Annotated in this window: 13 protein-coding genes; 12 read left to right on the forward strand and 1 reads right to left on the reverse strand. The window is 49.8% G+C overall.

The annotated features are described in order from the left end of the window. Window positions 1-36: 36 nt before the first annotated feature. Window positions 37-3,264, reverse strand: coding sequence for an FG-GAP repeat domain-containing protein (locus J2Z65_RS24790; protein WP_240159594.1), 3,228 nt, complete (start codon window positions 3,262-3,264; stop codon window positions 37-39). 248 nt (window positions 3,265-3,512) lie between these two features. On the opposite strand from J2Z65_RS24790, the gene J2Z65_RS24795 reads away from it, so the two are divergent. From J2Z65_RS24795 to J2Z65_RS24850, 12 genes are all read left to right on the forward strand, one after another. Further along, on the forward strand, window positions 3,513-6,056 hold the full coding sequence (locus tag J2Z65_RS24795; RefSeq protein WP_167055074.1) for a U32 family peptidase: 2,544 nt from the start codon (window positions 3,513-3,515) through the stop codon (window positions 6,054-6,056). A gap of 1,225 nt (window positions 6,057-7,281) precedes the next feature. Then, window positions 7,282-8,328 (forward strand): ABC transporter ATP-binding protein, encoded by a 1,047-nt coding sequence (locus J2Z65_RS24800; RefSeq protein WP_167055323.1) that lies wholly within the window; start codon window positions 7,282-7,284, stop codon window positions 8,326-8,328. After that, window positions 8,321-9,037, forward strand: a complete 717-nt coding sequence (locus tag J2Z65_RS24805) for an ABC transporter permease subunit (protein ID WP_167055072.1) — start codon at window positions 8,321-8,323, stop codon at window positions 9,035-9,037. Before J2Z65_RS24800 ends, J2Z65_RS24805 begins: the two co-directional genes overlap by 8 nt. Window positions 9,038-9,042: 5 nt before the next feature. Then, window positions 9,043-10,431 carry a GldG family protein gene (locus tag J2Z65_RS24810; protein ID WP_167055070.1) on the forward strand — a complete coding sequence of 463 codons (1,389 nt, stop codon included), beginning with the start codon at window positions 9,043-9,045 and terminating at the stop codon, window positions 10,429-10,431. Further along, entirely contained in the window at window positions 10,428-11,360 is a 933-nt protein-coding gene (locus tag J2Z65_RS24815) for a DUF4340 domain-containing protein (RefSeq protein ID WP_167055068.1), read from the forward strand. Before J2Z65_RS24810 ends, J2Z65_RS24815 begins: the two co-directional genes overlap by 4 nt. A 155-nt stretch (window positions 11,361-11,515) precedes the next feature. Then, window positions 11,516-11,740 carry a hypothetical protein gene (locus J2Z65_RS24820; RefSeq protein ID WP_167055066.1) on the forward strand — a complete coding sequence of 75 codons (225 nt, stop codon included), beginning with the start codon at window positions 11,516-11,518 and terminating at the stop codon, window positions 11,738-11,740. Window positions 11,741-11,767: 27 nt separating this feature from the next. After that, window positions 11,768-12,547: a spore coat protein gene (locus J2Z65_RS24825; RefSeq protein WP_167055063.1), complete on the forward strand. Its 780-nt coding sequence runs from the start codon at window positions 11,768-11,770 to the stop codon at window positions 12,545-12,547. A 185-nt stretch (window positions 12,548-12,732) separates the two neighbouring features. Then, a complete protein-coding gene (locus J2Z65_RS24830) occupies window positions 12,733-13,194 on the forward strand; it encodes a DUF6130 family protein (RefSeq protein ID WP_167055061.1) in 462 nt (153 codons plus the stop codon). Between the two features lie 180 nt (window positions 13,195-13,374). Further along, window positions 13,375-14,076 carry a heptaprenylglyceryl phosphate synthase gene (gene pcrB / locus J2Z65_RS24835; RefSeq protein ID WP_167055059.1) on the forward strand — a complete coding sequence of 234 codons (702 nt, stop codon included), beginning with the start codon at window positions 13,375-13,377 and terminating at the stop codon, window positions 14,074-14,076. Between the two features lie 4 nt (window positions 14,077-14,080). Continuing rightward, window positions 14,081-16,435: a DNA helicase PcrA gene (gene pcrA / locus J2Z65_RS24840; RefSeq protein WP_167055057.1), complete on the forward strand. Its 2,355-nt coding sequence runs from the start codon at window positions 14,081-14,083 to the stop codon at window positions 16,433-16,435. 57 nt (window positions 16,436-16,492) lie between these two features. Beyond that, window positions 16,493-18,514 carry an NAD-dependent DNA ligase LigA gene (ligA, locus tag J2Z65_RS24845; protein ID WP_167055055.1) on the forward strand — a complete coding sequence of 674 codons (2,022 nt, stop codon included), beginning with the start codon at window positions 16,493-16,495 and terminating at the stop codon, window positions 18,512-18,514. 29 nt (window positions 18,515-18,543) lie between these two features. Beyond that, complete coding sequence (locus J2Z65_RS24850; protein WP_167055053.1) at window positions 18,544-19,518, forward strand: DUF1835 domain-containing protein; 975 nt, start codon at window positions 18,544-18,546, stop codon at window positions 19,516-19,518. Window positions 19,519-19,780 lie beyond the last annotated feature (262 nt).

Below are 19,780 nucleotides of genomic sequence, written 5' to 3' on the forward strand. Positions count from 1 at the left end.
TTGAAATGTAATGCTGCCTAAAAGCAGAAAGTATCACTATGCTTTGTTGGTGAACGTTATAGTTGTTATGTCCCCATATCGGGTAATGGTGTATAGATGGTTCGCAGCGTCGTAATCGATCTTTGCATCGCCCGTGAATTCAAGCTCTACAGGACTGAAAAGTTTTACTTGCTGCAAGCCGGCTGCTTTCAGCTCCAAATGGCGGGTTGTTCCTTGCTCAGTCAGCTCAAAAGGAACATTAGCACGCACAATATGCAGTCGTTCTCGAGCCGGCGCAATACCGATAGCCGATGGCTTAGCCAGTCCGACATAGAAGCGATTGTCTATCGTTGTGTAAGCATCTGAATCGCTTTGCAGGGAGTATAAGGCCAGTTTCTCGCCCTTCTCCACGACGACCCCGAGTGTCTGGGCATATTCACCGGCCAAGGAAGGCACATCCTTAGCATTCGGTGTCAAAGTCGCATGGAAATGCGGGCTGCCGCCGGCTAAACGATCTTTGAGTCTGTCCCATAAATAAAAGGCCCATGACTGGCTGATCCGAACTTCGCTTTTCATCGCGGTTAGGAAGGATTTAGCCATTTGTTTCTCGGTCATAAAATTATAATCATGCTTCGTGCGAAGCTTGTCAAAATAGTCAGCGAATTGAGTTAACTCAGCAACTTTGGATGGTACGGGAAAATGGTACTCGATGTGTTCGAAATAATCAATCGGCATATCCAGCTTCACCATCGAGTCAAACACATCTGTCGTGGCATAGTCGCCTGTTCGCAGCACCGGTGTCGGCGTATGTATCAGCATCGTACGTTCCGTGCTGCCCTGCTTGTCTTGAAGCAGGAAAGGCAGCGACCATATCGACTCAGGACGGGAAATAACGGGTGATTCCGAAGGCAGGAAGCCGAAGTTATACCACATTCCGTTCTGTTCCTCGCTTCGCAGTGTTTGCTGATGATCTTCATTATTGACGCGCCATGTGTGCTGATTGGTGCCGGGATGCAGCCAAGGAATGCCCAACTTGGCGAAAGCTTGCTTATGAAGGGCGAGCTCGGCTTGTTCCTGTTCAGCGCTTTTAAAATTGTGTACAAATATGTGTGGATCTAAGTCTAGATAGTTATCACGAGCATATTGGATGAATTCCTTCAGTTCGGCTTGATAAGGAAACTGCGGATCATCAATCGCAACAGGGGATCCGAATTCGATGCCTCCGACGATAAGATCGTCTTTGCCGTCGTGATTGAGATCCAGCCATAGCGGAACCGAGTTGTGTCCGGCAACCAAAGCGTGATTGCCGACTTGGTTTAAGGTTGTGCCTTCCAGGGGACCGGCACTCGTCCAAGCACCTCCGGTGCTTTGCAGATACACCTGCAGGTCCCCGTCGCTGCTGCCGACTATGAGATCGAGCCGGCCATCGCCGTTCATGTCGCGGGCGGCCGGCGCAGCGTACGCAGCGTTGCCCGGCAGCGCGAGAATCTCGCTGCCGGCTTCTAGGGCAAGGGCCGCTGAGCTGCTGCCCTTGTAGAGCCATACTCGTCCATCGGCTCCGCCTAGGACGAGGTCGAGCTTGCCGTCGCCGTCCATATCGGCGACGAGCGGCGCTGCAGGCCCTGCGGGTAGCTGCAGCGCCTTCCCGCCCGCGCGTACAGCCGCGGGCTTCGCAAACCTGCCGCTAGCGAGCTGCGGCAATTCATACACGGCACCGGACTCGTCAGATACGACGAGGTCCGGGCGGCCATCCCCGTTCACGTCTGCAGCGTGAACGGCACTGTAGGGGCTGAGCTGGAGCGGCGTGCCGGACTCCAGCAGCAGCTTTGTAGGCGCGCCGAACGTGTCCGGCAGCGCTAAGCCCTCAGGCGGCGGCTCGCTGGCGTATGCCGCCGTATCAGCCCCTTGATTCGTGTAGACGTACACGAATCCATCCGAGCTGCCGGCCAGCACGTCGGTGCGGCCGTCGCCGTTCAGGTCCGCGGCGGCCGGGTACGCGCGGTAAGGCAGTTCAATCGCGCTCGACAGATCGCGATATTGCGGGAACAGCGCCTGGCGCAGCGGCTTGCCGGCAGACATCACGTGCAGGCCGCTCGCGTAGCCCGAGCCGGGCAGCTCGCCGACGAATTTCGGCTGTGCGTTCGTCCCGGTATTGAGCTGCACCGTCAAGCTCTCGCGCCACTGCCCCCAATAGAAGGCATTGCGCACGAGGGTGAACGAGGGAATCTCGTTATACTTTTTGAGTTCCTCTGCCCAGGCAATGCCGTCTTTTTGTTGAATGGCCGGCATCGCTTCAAAGTGATTCTGAAAAGCCATGGCAGGTCTGCCGTAAGGGCCAAGGATTTTACGCACGCTGTAGCCTAGTGTCTCCTTTGCCACATAAGAGAGCAGCTCACTGCGATACTGCATGTTGGCTGCCGCAAAATCAAAGTTAAAGTAAGGATCAAGCGGCAAAGCCCTTTTATTGAAGTAAGTCGTCCCCGGAGTCGACTTGCCTGTGGCTTGATATTTGGCAGCCAACTGAGCGAAGCCTAAGCCTGGGTCTGCGCCGCTTTGCATATCGTATCCGGTTGGAAAGTAGCGGTTAGGCAGAAAGTTGCTGGAGATCAGCACGGTGCCTTTCCCTACACGGTTCTGCAAAACCAACGAAACAGGCTTGCCGGACACATTCATCGCGACAAGGGTCTGCCCTGTGGACGGAACGAAGCCATACCCCATATGAAAGCCTGGAAGGTCTTCCATCGTGTGATGCTTGAGGTAGCTTTCGCTAAACAATTGAAAGGTTGCCTGCAAGCCTTGCAGATTCATAGAAACCTTAGGATAGCTGAGGCTTAGCGCATTTGCAGCCAATTGTGGTGCACCAAGACTCGCAAGCGGCACGTTTTGCAAGTCAACGAGCTCTGCAGCACCAAGGAAATCAAGCGGTAAGCGGGCTGCAAACCCATTTTCGGCTAGCAAATGTCCGCCTTGTTTCACATAACTTGTAAGCTTCGCTGTTTGTTCCGTCCATGCGGCATCTTGAGCTAGGGCAGGGTCCAGATAAATTGCATCGTAAGCTTTTAGCTTACTAGCGGATAGAGCTGCTAGCTTTCGTTTATCGATGGAAATGCCAGCCTGCAAGGTCTGTTCAAAGTTTCCATAAGCTGCCGTATCATAAGAATCTCCACTTGTTGCATAGAGAAGCTTGGTTTCCTCTATTTTTGGCAAAAATAGAAGCAGGCCCACTACCAATAGGAAACCGAGGCCTAGTCCGAGAACAATTTTTAAAATGCGTATTTTCGACAAAACCAAAAGGATCCCTCGATTGCTAAAAAGGTCACTATCCTTGACATTATAGCATTCATGGGTAAGTTTGTTAACTTTTAAAGGGTTACCCTGCATGCAGGTAAGGTTTGGGAATTGCGCAGAGGCTGTCGGATATTGGCTGGGTTTGGAATTGCTTGTGCCCTAGATTCCTACCTATCGTTTCTGTTACACTAAAGAGAAGACTTTGAGGGTTACCCGAGGATCTATTATTGAAAGGATTTGCTGCCATGCGTACGATACGCAGAGAAGATATAGAATTATTGGCCCCTGCGGGGGATTGGGATTGTTTGAGAGCGGCTGTTGCCAATGGGGCGGATGCCGTGTTTTTTGGTGTGGAGAAATTTAATGCTAGAGCGCGCGCGCATAATTTCACGATGGCGGAGCTGCCGGATATTATGTCGTTCCTTCATTTATATGGCGTTAAGGGCTTTCTGACCTTTAACATTCTAGTATTTGAGGAAGAGCTAAGCGAGGCAAAGCAGTTGATTGAAGCTTGTGTCGATGCTGGTGTTGATGCGGTTATTGTACAAGATCTTGGTCTTGTGAAAATGATTCGTGAAATTTCCCCGGACTTCCCGATTCACGGTTCCACGCAGATGACGATTACATCGCCTGAAGCCGTTGAATTTACGAAGCCTTTCGATATTGAACGTGTTGTTTTGGGTCGCGAAAATAATTTGAAACAAATTAAACAAATCGGAGATCAAGCGAAACTTCCGATGGAAGTGTTCGTGCATGGCGCTCTTTGCGTGTCCTACTCGGGCCAATGTTTGACCTCCGAAATGTGGGGAGGCCGTTCGGCTAACCGTGGAGAGTGCGCGCAGGCATGCCGCTTGCCGTATGATTTGATGATTGACGGCGTGCAAAAGCCGATGGGCGATGTGGCGTATTTATTGTCGCCGAAGGATCTGGCCGCAATTGAAATTGTGCCTGAATTGATTGAAGCAGGCGTTTGTTCTTTTAAAATTGAAGGGCGCTTGAAAACCCCTGAATACGTGGCTAACGTCGTGAGCAAGTACCGCAGCGCGATCGACCGTTATTTCGAAGGCCAGGATGCTCGTCCGTCGAAAGAAGAAGTTCGCGAGCTGCAGCAAAGCTTCTCGCGTGGCTTTACAGTTGGTTTCTTGAACGGAACCAACAATAAACAGCTCGTCGATGGCACATTTCCGAAGAGCCGCGGGGTGTTTGTGGGCCGCGTGAAGCAAATTTTGCGCGACGGCGTGGTGTGTGAGCTTGAAGCTCCGATCAAGCGCGGGGACGGTATTGTTTTCGACGCCGGAGATCCGACGAAGAAGGAAGAGGGCGGACGTATCTACGATTTGCGCCGCAAAGGCGAGAAAATCGAAGGCGAGGCCGAGGGCGGCATCATCGAAATCATTGCGGGACGCAATGATGTGGATCTCAGCCGTCTGCACGTTGGGGATCGGATCTGGAAGACGAACGATCCGCATTTGGACAAACGTCTGCGTCAGACGTTCGAGACCGATAAGCCTTACCGGACGTTCCCGGTTAGCATTAAGATTACCGGCACAGAAGGCGAGCCGCTGAAAAGCTGGTGGACCGATGTACAGGGCGGCCATACGGTCTTCGTACAATCCGAGCTTCCGCTTGTCCGCGCGGAGAAAAGACCGATGGACGAGCAGCTCTTCTCCGAGCAGTTCGGTCGCCTTGGCGGCACGATTTATGCGCTGAGCGAGTTGGATGTGCAGTTGAACGGGGAGCTGATCGTTCCGATGCGCGAGCTTAACGCTATGCGCCGCAGCGCGGTTGAGCTCATGGAAGACGAGCGGCAGAAGCCGCGTGCGTACATGAAGCGTGAGATCGGCGTCTATGACGACGTGCCTCAGCCGGCTGCAGAGCGTCAAGCCGCTGGGCAAGCGCCTGCGTTGTCGTTGGCGGATCGCAGCGGGGTGCACCTTACAGCACTTTGCCGTAACCTGGATCAAGTGAAGGCCGTGCTCGAAACGGATGACGTCCAATTGATCTACGCAGACTTCGAATTTATTAAGCAGTTCCCTGCGGCTGTTGAAGCCGTGCATGCGGCCGGGCGCAAAATCGCCTTGGCAACGCCGAGAATTCATATGCCGGGGGAAACGGGCTATTTTAACAATATTCTTAAGCTTAACCCTGATGCTGTGCTTATTCGGAATACAGGCGCAGCTTACTTCTTCCTGAAGCATCAGCTGGAGCATCCGAATGGACCTAAGCCGCAGCTAATCGGTGATTTCTCTTTGAATGTAGCTAACCACAAAACAGCCTCCATGTTCTTGGAAGCAGGTCTGTCGAAGGTTACGCCTTCTTACGATTTGAACATTCAACAAATGGTCGATTTGCTTCGCCGCGCTGAAACTTCCAAGCTGGAAGTTGTGATTCATCAGCATATGCCGATGTTCCACACGGAGCACTGTGTGTACTGCACGTTCTTGAGCGAAGGCACGGACTTTACGAACTGCGGCCGTCCTTGTGAAGATCACCATGTGTCCTTGCAGGACCGGGTAGGTATGTCGCATCCGGTGCGCGTAGATGAAGGCTGCCGCAACACGGTTTATAATGCCGTCGATCAATCCGGTGCGGAATATTTGAACCATTTCATGGATCTGGGCATTCGTTCCTTCCGCGTGGAGTTTCTTGAAGAGACGCCGGATAAGGTAAATGAAATCCTAGGCTTGTACCGCCGTGCGATTAACGGTGAAATTAGCGGTACGCAAGTGTGGCGTTCCCTGAAAGCCACGAATCAGTTGGGTGTTACACGCGGTCAATTGGTGAAATAAAGCAAGTTGAGTTGATATAGGATGGAGAGCCATAGACGCTGAGCGTTTATGGCTTTTTCTTTAGTAGAATAAGTAAGTATTAGTTTTTTACTTTTGCTTAGCATCAACGCGCTTGTTCTAAAAGGACGATGAAGTCGTTTATCCTTGTGGGGTTGGAGGAGTGAAGTTTCTCAGTTTCTCATGCGCGCTGCGAGAAGGGGCGTGCCTCGGGGGTGTTTGGGGATGCGGATCCCGCCTCCAATTACTGCCTACCTAACTTAACTCTCTCCCTCGTACTTTGGAGGAACTACAGGCCACTATGTTTGCGAAACTCGCCATTTTACCCAACTGGAGGGAACTAGCGTCTGCTATTTCTCATATTGGGCTAGAATTCTGCTTAATTCCGAGAAATAAAGCCCTGTAGTTCCCCTCAGCCAGCAAAAACTCTACTTATTGCATAAATAGCGGACTGTAGTTCCTCAAAGATGGCCGGGCAGCAACTTAACCTTACTTCGATGTGCTGGCTAAGCGGCCCACTCCACAATGTAGCGTAGTCACGCTGATCTTTAGCGTTACCGCTCTCTCAGCACGTCCAAAGTGGCTGATAGCACGCTCCTAACTAAACAAGCTAAGCTATTGAGGGGGATGCTAATTCCCACCTCTAATTACTGATCTCCTCAACATATCCGTCTCCAACGTGCGTTGATGAACTACAGGGCGCTATGTGTGCGAAACGCGCTCTTTTTAGCATGTTTTACAGCTTTGTCGTGGACAAATTGCTCATTTAACTTACGTTAGCGTCAAGAAACATCGTTACAGCAGAGAACTACAGGTAGTAGAGAGAGTCCTCTCCCTGCAGTTAAGCAATGTTTTACAGCGTTATCGTTTACAATTTCCCAATTTAGCTTAAGTTAACGTTGAAAAACACCATTACAGCAGAGAAATACTAGTCCAACGGGACCGCTATTTCCTCATAGTGAGCTAGAATCCAGCCCTACAGTTCCCCTCGGCCATCAAAAACCCTTCGTAAAAATACCGGACTATAGTTCTCTAGTTCCCCCTAAATCTGCATTTAAATTAAATTTCACTCTTTCCTGCTCGAATTTAGACCTAAAAGGCTTAATTCGTTCACAATTTGGACACAATTTTTTAATGTATTTTTCAGATTTGCTTAAGGTTGGTTTATTGTTCCACGGGTATAGTGATGATGGTTAGTATGAACGAAAGAATGAATGGGGGATCTTGGATGCTTGAGGTCAAACAAGTCAGCAAGCTGTACGAAAATGATCGCGGCGTACATAACATCGACTTCTCGATGCAGCGCGGCGAGATCGTCGGCTTTTTAGGGCCCAACGGTGCTGGCAAAACAACGACAATGCGCATGATCACGGGGTACTTAAACCCGACACACGGCCAAATCTTGGTGGATGGTCATTCCATGGCGGACAACCCGAAGAAAGCACGCCGCAAAATCGGCTACTTGCCGGAAACACCGCCGCTCTATCCGGAGATGACGGTACAATCGTACCTGCGCTTTATCGCGAATCTTCGCGATGTACCGGCACGGGAGCAAAAACTGCGTGTCGGCGAAGCCATAGACAAGCTCGGTCTGCAAGGTCGCGAGAAGCAAATTATTCGCTCCCTGTCCAAAGGCTATAAGCAGCGCTTGGGCCTCGCGCAGGCGATTCTGCACCAACCGGATCTGCTTATTCTGGACGAGCCTACGTCAGGCCTCGATCCCAAGCAGATCATCGAGATCCGCCAGCTGATTCATGAGCTGGGCGAAAATCACACTGTGCTGCTGAGCACGCACATTTTGCCAGAAATTAACGCGATTTGTAACCGCGTTCTCATTATTAACCAAGGACGCGTCGTGCTCGACGAGCGTCCTGAGAATCTCGGCCGCACGATGGGCGAGACGTTCGAGGTGTCGCTCGAGGTCAAGGGACCTCGCGAGCGGATTTTGACCGAGCTGCGCAGCTTGGAAACCGTTGCGTCGGTCAAGGAGCTCGATGCTTCGGCTGGAATTCCGGCAGTGGAAGCAGCCGCTGAGGCTGAAGCGGATACGGCAACAGAGTTGCCTGAAGCAGAGTCCGTGAAGCTGCTCGTTACATCCGCAGATCGCTCAGACATCCGGGAGGATCTGTTCTTCCGCCTGGCCGGCGCCGGCTATCCGATTCTCGAGATGAAGCGGGAAAGCCTCAGCTTAGAGGATATCTTCCTCAAGCTGACGACGGACGAGCCCGCCGAAGAGGGCGGCAAATCGGAAGAGGAGGTAGACACCGATGCGTAAAATCTGGGCGATCTGCTCGAAAGAGCTGCAGATGTATTTCTTTTCGCCAGTTGCTTATGTAGCCTTCGCCTTCTATGTGCTGCTTTCGAGTTTCTTCTTCTACATCAACTTTGTAAGCGGCCAGCCGCCGATTATTGATGCGCGTTCCGTTGTAGGCAATACCTCATTCGTGTATTTGTTTATTATCCCCTTATTGACGATGCGTCTGATTGCAGATGAATTCCGTCAGGGTACGGACGAGCTTCTGCTAACGTCACCTGCAGGCATTGGCGAAATAGTGGTAGGCAAGTATTTGTCCGCTTTTATCGTACAGGTAGGGCTTGTGGCGATTTCCTTGATTTATCCGCTCATTATGTCCACCTTTGGTGAGATGGATAAGCCTGTGTTATGGCTGTCTTATCTGAGCATGTTCCTACTGGGCTGTGCGATGATGGCCATCGGTTTATTCGCATCAAGCCTTTCTAACAACCAGATGGTTGCAGGTATTACCGGTTTTGTGATTTTGCTTTTGTTGTGGCTGCTTGATTGGGTTAGCTCCAGCATGACAGGCAAATTGAAGGATTATGTTGGTCAATTCTCCTTGACAAGCCATTTGTCGAACCTGCAAAAAGGCGTTCTGCATGGCGGCGACATCCTCTTTTATGTCACATTGACCGCTGTGTTTCTCGTTCTTAGCATACAAGTCCTTGAAAGAAAGCGTTGGAGGTGAGCGGGATGAACAAGTGGATACGGGGAACGAATGCGACAGTTTTATCCATCGCGGTGATCGGTATTTTCATCATTCTGACCATTTTCCTTCACTCGCTGAAAGGCTTTCAGGTCGATTTGACGAAAAACAAAAATTTCACGCTTTCGGAGCAAACGGTCAACACGCTTAAAAGTTTAAATCAAGATATTCACATTATTGCTTTCACGAACAGTGGAGACAACAATGAATTTGTGACACGACAAGTCACGGATATGATTCAAGAATACAAAAAGCAAACCGGCAAAATTACGTATGACGAATACGATATGTTAAAACAGCCGTCTATGGCTAAGCAATATGGCGTTGATCAAGGCGGTACGCTCGTTTTTGAAATGGGCACCAAGAAACAGAACGTGAATTTCTACGAGTTGTTCGTAGGCCAGCAGGATGGATCTTATACGTTCTCTGGGGAAGAGAAGTTCACACAAGCGATTACTAGCTTAACGTCTACTGAGAAGCACACGGTCTATTTGCTTTCCGGTCATCAAGAATATCCGTTGAATGCAATGACGATTTTGAAAAGCAGTCTGGAAGCCGCTAATTACACGGTGAAAGATCTCAATCTTTACGTGGAAGGCAAAATACCGGATGATGCGCAGATGCTTATGCTGCTTGGGCCACAAAACGACTTGAACGATAAAGAAGCAGAGCTGATTCAGGCTTATTTGAAGGATAAAGGCAAAATCTACATGGCGCTGGGCTTTGATAAAGATATGGCGACCAAGTGGAAAAATATCGATGCCATTATGAAAACTTATGGTATCCAGGATCAACACGCGATTGCGATTGAGCCTAAGCAAACTTCGTTGTATGATCCGTTAACGATCATTCCGGACTACGGTCCACATGATATTACCAATAAGCTTTCCAGCAATAATCTCGTTACGATGCTGTCGCTGGCGGTTAGCTTGAATGCAGATACGAGTGCGCCGGATTACACACAATCTCTACTGTTGAAGACGACTGATAAAGCTTATGGCGAAACAGATATCAACCTTCTTGCGCAGTCCAAAACGAAACAGGATGCAACGGATGTCAAAGGACCGCTGAATTTGGGGTACGCGATTTCGAACAAGGATAACAAACCTAAAGCTGTTATTCTGGGCGGTTCTACGTTCGTACTGGATCAGGACATTCAGAACCAAGGTAACAAGGATTTTGCCATGAACAGTATCGGCTGGTTGCAGGAGCAGAAGGATCAAATTACGATCCGTCCGCGTCAAGGGGATGCGTTCCAGCAAGCGATGATTACGCCTAGCCAGGCGAATATGATTTTCTTAGTCACAATCGTGTTCTTGCCTCTCTTGTTCTTAGTCATCGGCGGCTTGATCTGGTGGAGGAGGAGAAGAGGATGAAACGGTTTATTCCTACGATTCTGTTAGTGGTTATTTGTATCGGCGGTTTCTGGTACGCTTCGAGCAAAGACTTCTTTCAAGAGAAAAAAGAAGAACCGAAAACCCTCCTCACGCTGAAACAGGAAGACGTACAGGCGCTTTCGGTGAAAACCGAAGAGCAGCAAATTGATCTGAGCCGCACAGATAGCGGTTGGGAGATGAAAAAACCGACTGCAGCGCCAATGAATACGAATCAGATAGATTCATGGTTGGATGCCATTGGTTTGGTTACTTCCACCAAAGTCGTTGAAGAGCAGGCAAGCAACTTAGCCAACTATGGCTTAGATAAGCCTGTTGGCACCTATGAGGTCACGATGAAGGACGGCTCCAAGAAAGGGCTGTTGGTCGGAACTGCCCTGCCAATTGAAGGCTTCTCCTACGTTCAGGTAGAAGGTTCTCCAGCCGTGTATCAAGTCAGTGATCAAACGCTGTCTTCACTGAACAAGGCTCCGGTCGATTTCGCTGAAACGAGCCCGTTCAAAATCGAGAACGACAAGGTTCAGTCGGTGAAGGTCACTTGGAAAGGTCAGACCTGGACACTTACCAAAACAGACAAGGACAAGGTCGCAGCTGAAGCGAACTGGAAGCTTGGCGATAAGGAGCTAAAAGGCGCCGATGCGAGTCCTCTGCTGGATGAACTGGTCTTCCTGCACAGCACGGAGCTGCCGCAGCCACTGGCTCAGAAGCCGACGGCAGGCGGCGAGCTCAAAGTCGAGCTTGGCTTGTCCGTGGACGGCAAAGACGTCACCGAGGTCTATGAAGGTAAGGTGAGTCAGGATCAAGTCTGGCTGGCTAAGCAGGGCGGGGCATGGTCCTACCAGCTTCCGGTTGCAGACATTCAGAAATTAGCGGATGCATATGCCGGTAAGCCGGCGCAGCCCGCCTCATAGAAAAGATGGCCCCCTACAGTGAAATGATCGCTGTGGCGGGGCCTTTTTATGTCTTCATTTTGAGGGGATTTCAAAGGTTTTTTTTACCAAATGACATAAAACGGCATATTTTGGGAAACCTACAAAGAAGGAATGGAAAGGAGGGTAACATTCATATGTACAACAATCAAGGGAACCAAACCATTACCGGCAAAGAGCTCTCGTACCTATCGGATACGTTGAAGAACGAAGATTTGTTAGCAAAGCTATGCGTACACGCTTCTGTTGGCAGCCAAAGTCAATCATTGAAGCAAGCCATGTCCCAGCTTTCCCAGGAACGGCTCCAAAGCGTCAGCATCCTCATCAACACGCTGCAGCAGCAATCAGGCTTGACCCACTAACACGTTCATAGAGGAGGTGCAAGAAGCATGTATCAACAAAATCCATACCAACAACAGCAGCAGCAACAGGTTCACTTGCAAGAGCAGGACCTTGCTAATTTAGTTCTATCCGAGCTGAAACGCAGTGCAGGGGAGTACACAACAGCGGTAACAGAGGCCGTTAATCCCCAAATTAAACAGACGTTTCAAACTTTACTGTCAAAGACACTTCAATGTCATGCGACATTATTTCAAGAAATTCAGAAACTCGGTTACTATGAGGTTCAACCGGCTGATCAGCAGCAACTTCAACAGGAGTTGCAGAAACAAAGCCAGACCGCAGCCCAGCTGCAGTCTTTCGTGCAGCAAAATTTGAGTCATTCGCCAACCATGAGCTACCAACAACAGGAGCCGACGGGGATCACGCAGCAGTACTCCCAAAGTCAGTACCAGCAGACGCAAAGCCAGCAGCAGAACCAAATCGCGGGCTTACATCAGGCAGCTATCCAACCAATGATAAATACGACCCAGTATCCGAATGCCGTGCATAACAATCAGGGGCAAGGATACGGATCAACTAATCAACACCAATCCTCCTACACGAGTGGGCAAGGGCAGCCAAATACGCAAGACCATCAAGGCTACGGCCAAACGAGCTATGGCTATTCCCAAGGCTATGCGGCATCATCTGGTTACGGAGCATCAGACAACGCTGGCATGACGGGCAAAGCGGCTAATCCAAGCATCGCTTCCCGCCAATCCTCTAATGTGACAGGCGAGAGCTCTTACATGAACAAACAACACGAGGGCAGCAAATATAGCTTTTAACATACTCCCTCATCTCAAAAGACGTCCGCAGCGCTTAGCTTAGGGCGTCTTCGTTTTTTTCTGAACCCAAATTATTTTTTATTTATTTTGTCCCGCTTTTCTCACAATCCTGGTATGGAACCAGCTTGTCACACATATATAAGGAACATGGATGTCCAAACTTATGGGAAAAGGGAGTAGAGCTGATGAAAAAAACATGGGTTTACGGCGCAGCTACTTTGATATTACTTGGAGCGGTGACAACAGCGTGCGGTTCTAAAGAGGAAGTCATAAGTTCTACTGGTGCAGGTCCCAAAGTAGCAACAGTGGCAGGAGCTCAAGCAGAAAGCAGTGTGAAAACAGTGACTTCAAACGCTAAACCGGCCATTGACGCACAAGTGTCTAAAGTGGATGGCAGAAATGTCACCATTACGTACCAAACAACGAATTTCCAGTTATCCAGCGAGAGTATGGACAAAGCGAATGTACAGGGTCAAGGACATCTGCATCTGTACGTTGACGGTAAGCAGAAGGCTATGATTGGCAAAACAGGACCGTTAACGCTAAACAACTTAGCCGCCGGTAAGCATGAGATCCGGCTTGAGCTTCAGCAAAATGACCACAAGGATCTAAATGTCGAGAAAATTCTTAATATTGAAGTGAAATAAGAGGGAACATTTGTGCGTATTTGGGCGGAAAACAAGCTCGGGTGAAGATCTGAACACGCTGCAAGCATATTCTTAGAAAAGACGGGCAAATAGCCCGTCTTTTGTCATTTGACACACCCGAATGCGTAGCATAGACTGTTGATAGTATGGCAGTTTTGCCGCCCAATCGGAGGGAAACAATTGATCGTCGATATACGGAAGTGGAAACATGTTTTTAAGCTGGACCCGGATCGAGACATTTCTGATGAGGCGCTTGATCTCATTTGTCAGTCGGGAACGGATGCGATTATGGTTGGAGGCTCAACAGGTGTAACGTTTGATAACACGGTGGATCTCATGGCCCGGATTCGCCAGTATGAACTGCCTTGTGTACTAGAGATTTCCAACCAAGAGGCTATCGTCCCCGGGTTCGATCTTTTTTTCATACCGGTGGTGTTGAATGCAGAAGATCCGAATTGGATCGTCGGGCAGCATCATGAAGCGTTGAAGGAGTACGGCTCGTTGTTGAATTGGGATGAAATCGTGGCGGAGGGCTATGTGATTCTCAATGGCGAAGCTGCGGCTGCGAAGCTGACGAAGGCTCGTGTGAACTTGGATGCCAAGGATGTGGCGGCTTACGCGCGCATGGCGGACAAGTTATTTAACATGCCAATTGTATACTTGGAATACAGTGGTGTCTTCGGTGATATGGAACTGGTCAGACGGACGCGGCAAGTACTGGAGAATGCCCGTTTATTTTATGGGGGCGGCATCGACTGCTTAGCCAAAGCGCAGCAAGCGGCGGAAGTGGCAGATACCATTGTCGTAGGCAATATCATCTATAGTGATCTGGAGCAGGCGCTTCGGACAGTGAACGTGAATTTTGATAGAACAGGAAGGTAACTTAATGAACGAGACAGTCAATATCTTAGATGCGATTAAAAGGTTGAATCCCCAGCAGCGCAAAGCGGTCGAAGCGGTTGACGGTCCACTTTTGATTATGGCTGGAGCGGGAAGCGGGAAGACACGCGTGCTCACGCATCGGATTGCTTACCTGATCGGCACCCGCAAAGCGGCGCCATGGAGCATCCTGGCCCTTACGTTTACGAACAAAGCGGCACGTGAGATGCAAGAGCGTGTGGGCAAGTTGGTCGGCGGGAGCGGGAGCGATATTTGGGTTTCCACGTTTCACTCCATGTGTGTGAGAATGTTGCGTAGAGATATTACACGAATCGGTTTTACGTCGAATTTTACCATTCTGGATTCAGGCGACCAGCTCTCAGTGATTAAAGCCTGCTGCAAGGAACTCAACATTGACACGAAGAAGTTCGAGCCCAAAGCATTTCAAGCGGCGATCTCTACAGCCAAAAATGAACTTATATCTCCTAAACAATTTGAAGATAAAATCGGTGACTACTTCGACGGACTGACCTCGAAAATATATACGCTCTACCAAAAAAAGCTGAGAAGCAACAACTCCCTGGATTTCGATGATCTGATTATGGCAACCATTCATTTGTTTAACGAAGTTCCAGAGGTTCTGGATTACTACCAAAACAAATTTCAATATATCCACGTTGATGAGTATCAAGATACGAATAGAGCGCAGTATATGCTGTGTCAAATGATTGCGGCCAAACACAAACGCATTTGCGTTGTGGGGGACAGCGATCAGTCTATTTATCGTTGGCGCGGCGCCGACATTACGAATATCCTTAATTTCGAAAAAGATTACCCGGATGCCACATCGATTCTTCTGGAGCAAAATTATCGCTCCACCTCAAATATATTGACGGCGGCCAATAAAGTCATCGCTAATAATACGGGCCGTAAGCCCAAAAATTTGTGGACGGATAAAGAGGGCGGCGTAGGCATCAAGCTATTTCAAGCTGACACTGAGCATGAAGAAGGCTATTTCATTACAAGTGAAATTAATAAGAACAAGTCCAAGGGTAAAAAGTTCGCTGATCATGCCATTCTCTACCGGACGAACGCCCAATCACGGGTAATAGAGGAGATTCTCATTAAATCCGACATTTCGTATACGATTGTGGGCGGCGTGAAGTTCTACGATCGTAAAGAAATCAAAGATATTTTGGCTTACCTGCGTCTCATCTCCAATCCGGACGATGATATCAGCTTGAATCGGATCGTCAATGTACCGAAACGGGGAATTGGTGATACCACAATGGATAAAGTCGCGGATATGGCGGCACGTCGTGGTATATCATTATTTGCTATGCTGGAGGAAATTGATGTCCTGGAAATTAACTCGAAGGCGAAGCATGCGTTAGCCGATTTCCGGGAGATGATCGATAATCTGAACCGGATGGTTGAATACTTATCCGTAACAGAGCTTACCGAGAAAGTGTTGGAATTATCGCAGTACCGCTTGGAGATGCAGCGCGAGAATACGATTGAATCTAAGGCTCGTCTCGAAAATATCGAAGAGTTCCTGTCTGTGACCATGGATTTTGAGAAGCGCAATGAGGACAAGTCCCTCATTTCGTTCCTGACCGATTTGGCGTTGATCGCCGATATCGATTCGTTAGATAAAGACAAACCAGAGGAAGAACAAGACGCTGTTGTACTGATGACGATGCACAGCGCCAAAGGTCTGGAGTTCCCGGTTGTTTTCATCATCGGGATGGAAGAAGGCGTCTTCCCGCACAGCCGGGCTTTTGCGGATAACGAAGAGCTCGAAGAAGAGCGCCGTCTAGCCTATGTCGGCATCACGCGCGCCGAGGAAGAGCTGTTCCTCACGTGCGCGCGCATGCGCACGCTTTTTGGCCGCACCGCCGCTAACGCGCCATCGCGATTCCTGCAGGAGATTCCGCCGGAACTCCTGGAGAAGGTCTCGATGGGAGGCTCCATCGGCGGGGGCTTTTCCCGAGCTGGCCGCACCAGCTCGTGGGGAAGCAGCGGAGGCGGCAGCGCCGCCGCCTCCTCTACGAGCCGCGGTTCCACCGGCTCGTCAGCCTGGGGCACGCCGTCTTCGTTCGGACGGCCAAGTGCCGGCGCGGCTGCGCCAAGCCCTGCAGCGGCTGTGAAGCCGCCTGCGTTCCGAGCTCCGCAGCCTGCCGCAGGCGGCGCGGTGCCGGACTACAAAGCCAGCGACAAAGTGTCGCATGGCAAGTGGGGCATCGGCACCGTCGTGTCCGTGAAGGGCTCGGGTGACGACACCGAGCTGCAAATTGCTTTCCCGGCGCCTGTGGGCCTAAAACGCCTGCTGGCGAAGTTCGCCCCGATTACCAAAGTGTAGGGGCAGGTCATTTCAGCCTTGGAATACACATTTCCCATTAGAGAGGAAGAGCCCGTAATGACAGATGCCATCGCGGCAATGAAAACCCTCATCCAAGAAATTAACAAGCACAATCATAATTACTATACGCTCGACCAGCCGACAATTTCGGATGCCGAGTGGGACGCTTTATATGATCGATTAGCAGCGCTGGAGAAGGAGACAGGGACCATCCTGCCTTCTTCCCCGACCCAGCGTGTGGGCGGCGGTATTTTGAAGGGTTTCGATCCACACCGTCATCTAGCTCGTCTATGGAGCTTGGACAAAGCGCAAAATGCCGAAGATCTGCAAACCTGGCATGCGCGCGTACTTAAGCTGATTGCTGACTACAACAGCAAAAACCCAGGAACCCCGTTACCAGACCCTACATATGTAGTCGAATTAAAGTTTGACGGACTTACACTTAACCTTACCTATGAGGGGGGACAGCTCACGCAAGCGTCCACACGTGGTAACGGTACGGTGGGAGAGGGCATTTTGGCGCAGATCAAGACGATTAAGTCCATTCCGCTCGAAATTCCTTACGATCAGGGGACGATTGAAGTGCAGGGCGAAGGCATGATGTTCCTGTCTGTCCTTGAAGCATACAACCAAACGGCCGCAGATCCGCTCAAGAACGCCCGTAACGCGGCAGCTGGCGCACTGCGCAACCTGAATCCCAAAATGACCGCAGAGCGTAAGTTGAACGCTTTCTTCTATAATGTTGGCTACTCTGACAATATCCAATTCCAAAATCATGCGGATATGGTCCAGTTTCTGCGGGACAATCATTTCAAAATAAGCAACCGCACGCGATATTTCACTACGATCGAAGAGGTAAGCGTGGAGTTGGAGCGGATCGCGGAAGAGCGCTCAAGCTTTGACTTTCTCATTGACGGAAGCGTCGTAAAGCTTACGGACATGAGGACTCGCGAAGTCCTCGGGTATACCGAGAAATTCCCGCGCTGGGCGATTGCGTATAAGTTTGAAGCCGAAGAAGCGACAACGATCCTGCAAAGCGTATCATGGGAAGTGGGCCGCACCGGCAAAATCACGCCTTTAGCCCGTGTTGAAGCCGTTGATCTCGCTGGCGTCACCGTACAGAATTGTACGCTGAACAATATCGGCGACATCGAACGCAAGAACCTCAAGCATGCCTTGGGCAGCCTCGTCTTCATCCGGCGCTCCAATGACGTCATTCCTGAAATTCTCGGTAAAGTGACCGAGGAGAATGACGGTGGGGAAATTGTCGCTCCGACGCACTGTCCTTCCTGCGGCAGCGAGCTGGAGATGCGTGGTGCACATCTATTCTGCTTGAATCGTTTAGGCTGCAGTCCGCAGCTCGTTGGGCGTATGTCCCATTTTGCATCGCGCGATGCCATGGACATTGAGTTCTTCAGCGAGATGACAGCCTCGCAGCTGCACCAAGAGCTTGGCGTCAATGATCCTGCGGATCTGTATACGCTGCAGTTTGACGATCTCGTAAAGCTCGACCGCTTTGGAGAGAAGAAGGCCCGTAACCTTTTGGGCGCTCTGGAGAAAAGCAAAACTCGCGATCTCGCGTCGTTCCTGTATGCGCTCGGGATTCCCAACTCCGGCAAGACGACAACGAAGGTGCTGGCCGATCATTACCGCAGCCTATCTCAGATTATGGCGGCAACACCGGAGGAACTTATCACACTTCCCGATGTGGGCGGCATTGTCGCGGAGAGTATTTATTCGTTCTTCCGCGATCCTGTGATGGTGTCCAGCATTGAGCGCATGTTAGCTGCCGGTGTCAACCCGATCGCGGAGGAGCCTGCGGCTGTTCTGGCCAGTCCGGATAGTCCGTTCTTTGGCAAAACCGTCGTTCTGACGGGTACGCTTTCCACCATGGGGCGTGACGAATGCGCCAAGAAGCTTGAAGCTCTTGGTGCCAAAATTACCGGCAGCGTTTCGAAGAAAACGGACATCGTCATTGCGGGGGAGAGCGCCGGCAGTAAGCTGACCAAAGCACAGGAGCTTGGCATACGGATTATTGATGATGAACAGGAGCTTTTGCAGCTGCTGGGTGAAGGTTGATTTAATATTTTTGAAAAGAGGGCTGCGCCATGCCGAAATACTTGCACATTGTGAACGGAGACGTTTTCGGAGATAAGCTTCGTGCGTCAAATATAGATGGCGAAATAGTGGTGTGGCGCGAGTCTTTATATGAAGGACCTATTGGCATGCAAATGTCCGATAGCGTCCTTTTAACTCTCAGGGCCTCCTATATGTTCCAAAAGCACAGCATACCGGAGCAGATATTTCTGTCCAATACTCGCCTGCAGGAGATGAGGTTGGACGAGCTCTCGGGAGAAGTGGACGAAATTATCCTATGGTTTGATCATGATCTTTTTGACCAATTGATGCTTTGTTACTTGCTGTCACGCCTATCCGTACTGCCAAGAGGTTCCATTCGATTATCCTTAATCCAGTACGATCAAATGGTCGACCATCAAATTTCTAAACTGTACAGGGAATTGTCGTCAGTAACGGAGGATCAACTCACGCTTGCGGTTAAGGTGTGGACTGCCTATTCGGCCTCTGAGCCGTTGTCTCTATCTGTTTTAATGGAGGACGATCTTTCGGCGCTTCCATTTCTTAAAAGGGCTCTAACGGCTAATTATGGGCGTTATCCTTCTATGCATAATGGCTTGAATGGTATACAACAGCTCATTCTTGAAGAAATTAAGGATGGAGAGGTTGTAGTTCTATCTTTATTTCAAAAGATAAACAGGAAAACCAGTGAATTTGGTTTAGGTGATTTGCAGTTCTGGGGCATGTTGGAACAACTTCGGTCATGTGAATACCCCTTACTCCTTCTTGTTGGCGGAGACAGGTTCCCTAAATACGGCGAGGCCTTACCGTTTCAATTCGAAAATTGGAGAGTAAGGTTAACTGATATGGGTAAACTAGTTCTCACAGGTAAACAAGACCATGTATTGTTGAATGGAATTGATGATTGGATCGGCGGCGTGCATTTGTTTGGAAAACAGCATGTTTGGCGCCGAAATGCAGTAGATTCAGGATTTCAGAGGATGTAAGATAATGTATGTAAAAAGATGCTTGCAATTCGTTTTGAAACCTGATAATATATGTTCTTGTCACCGCAAGAGCGACACATTAACGCTTTAAACGGTAACGCAATAAAGCTCTTTGAAAACTGAACAAATGGATGAAGTACATCAGCAAATTCAATCGCATTAGCGATTAAATGAGATTGCAAAATCTCGCTAGCAAGTCAATGAGTACAATTAAGCTTTTCTATTATGGAGAGTTTGATCCTGGCTCAGGACGAACGCTGGC

The sequence above is a fragment of the Paenibacillus aceris genome (genome assembly GCF_017874035.1).
Lineage (GTDB): Bacteria > Bacillota > Bacilli > Paenibacillales > NBRC-103111 > Paenibacillus_E > Paenibacillus_E aceris.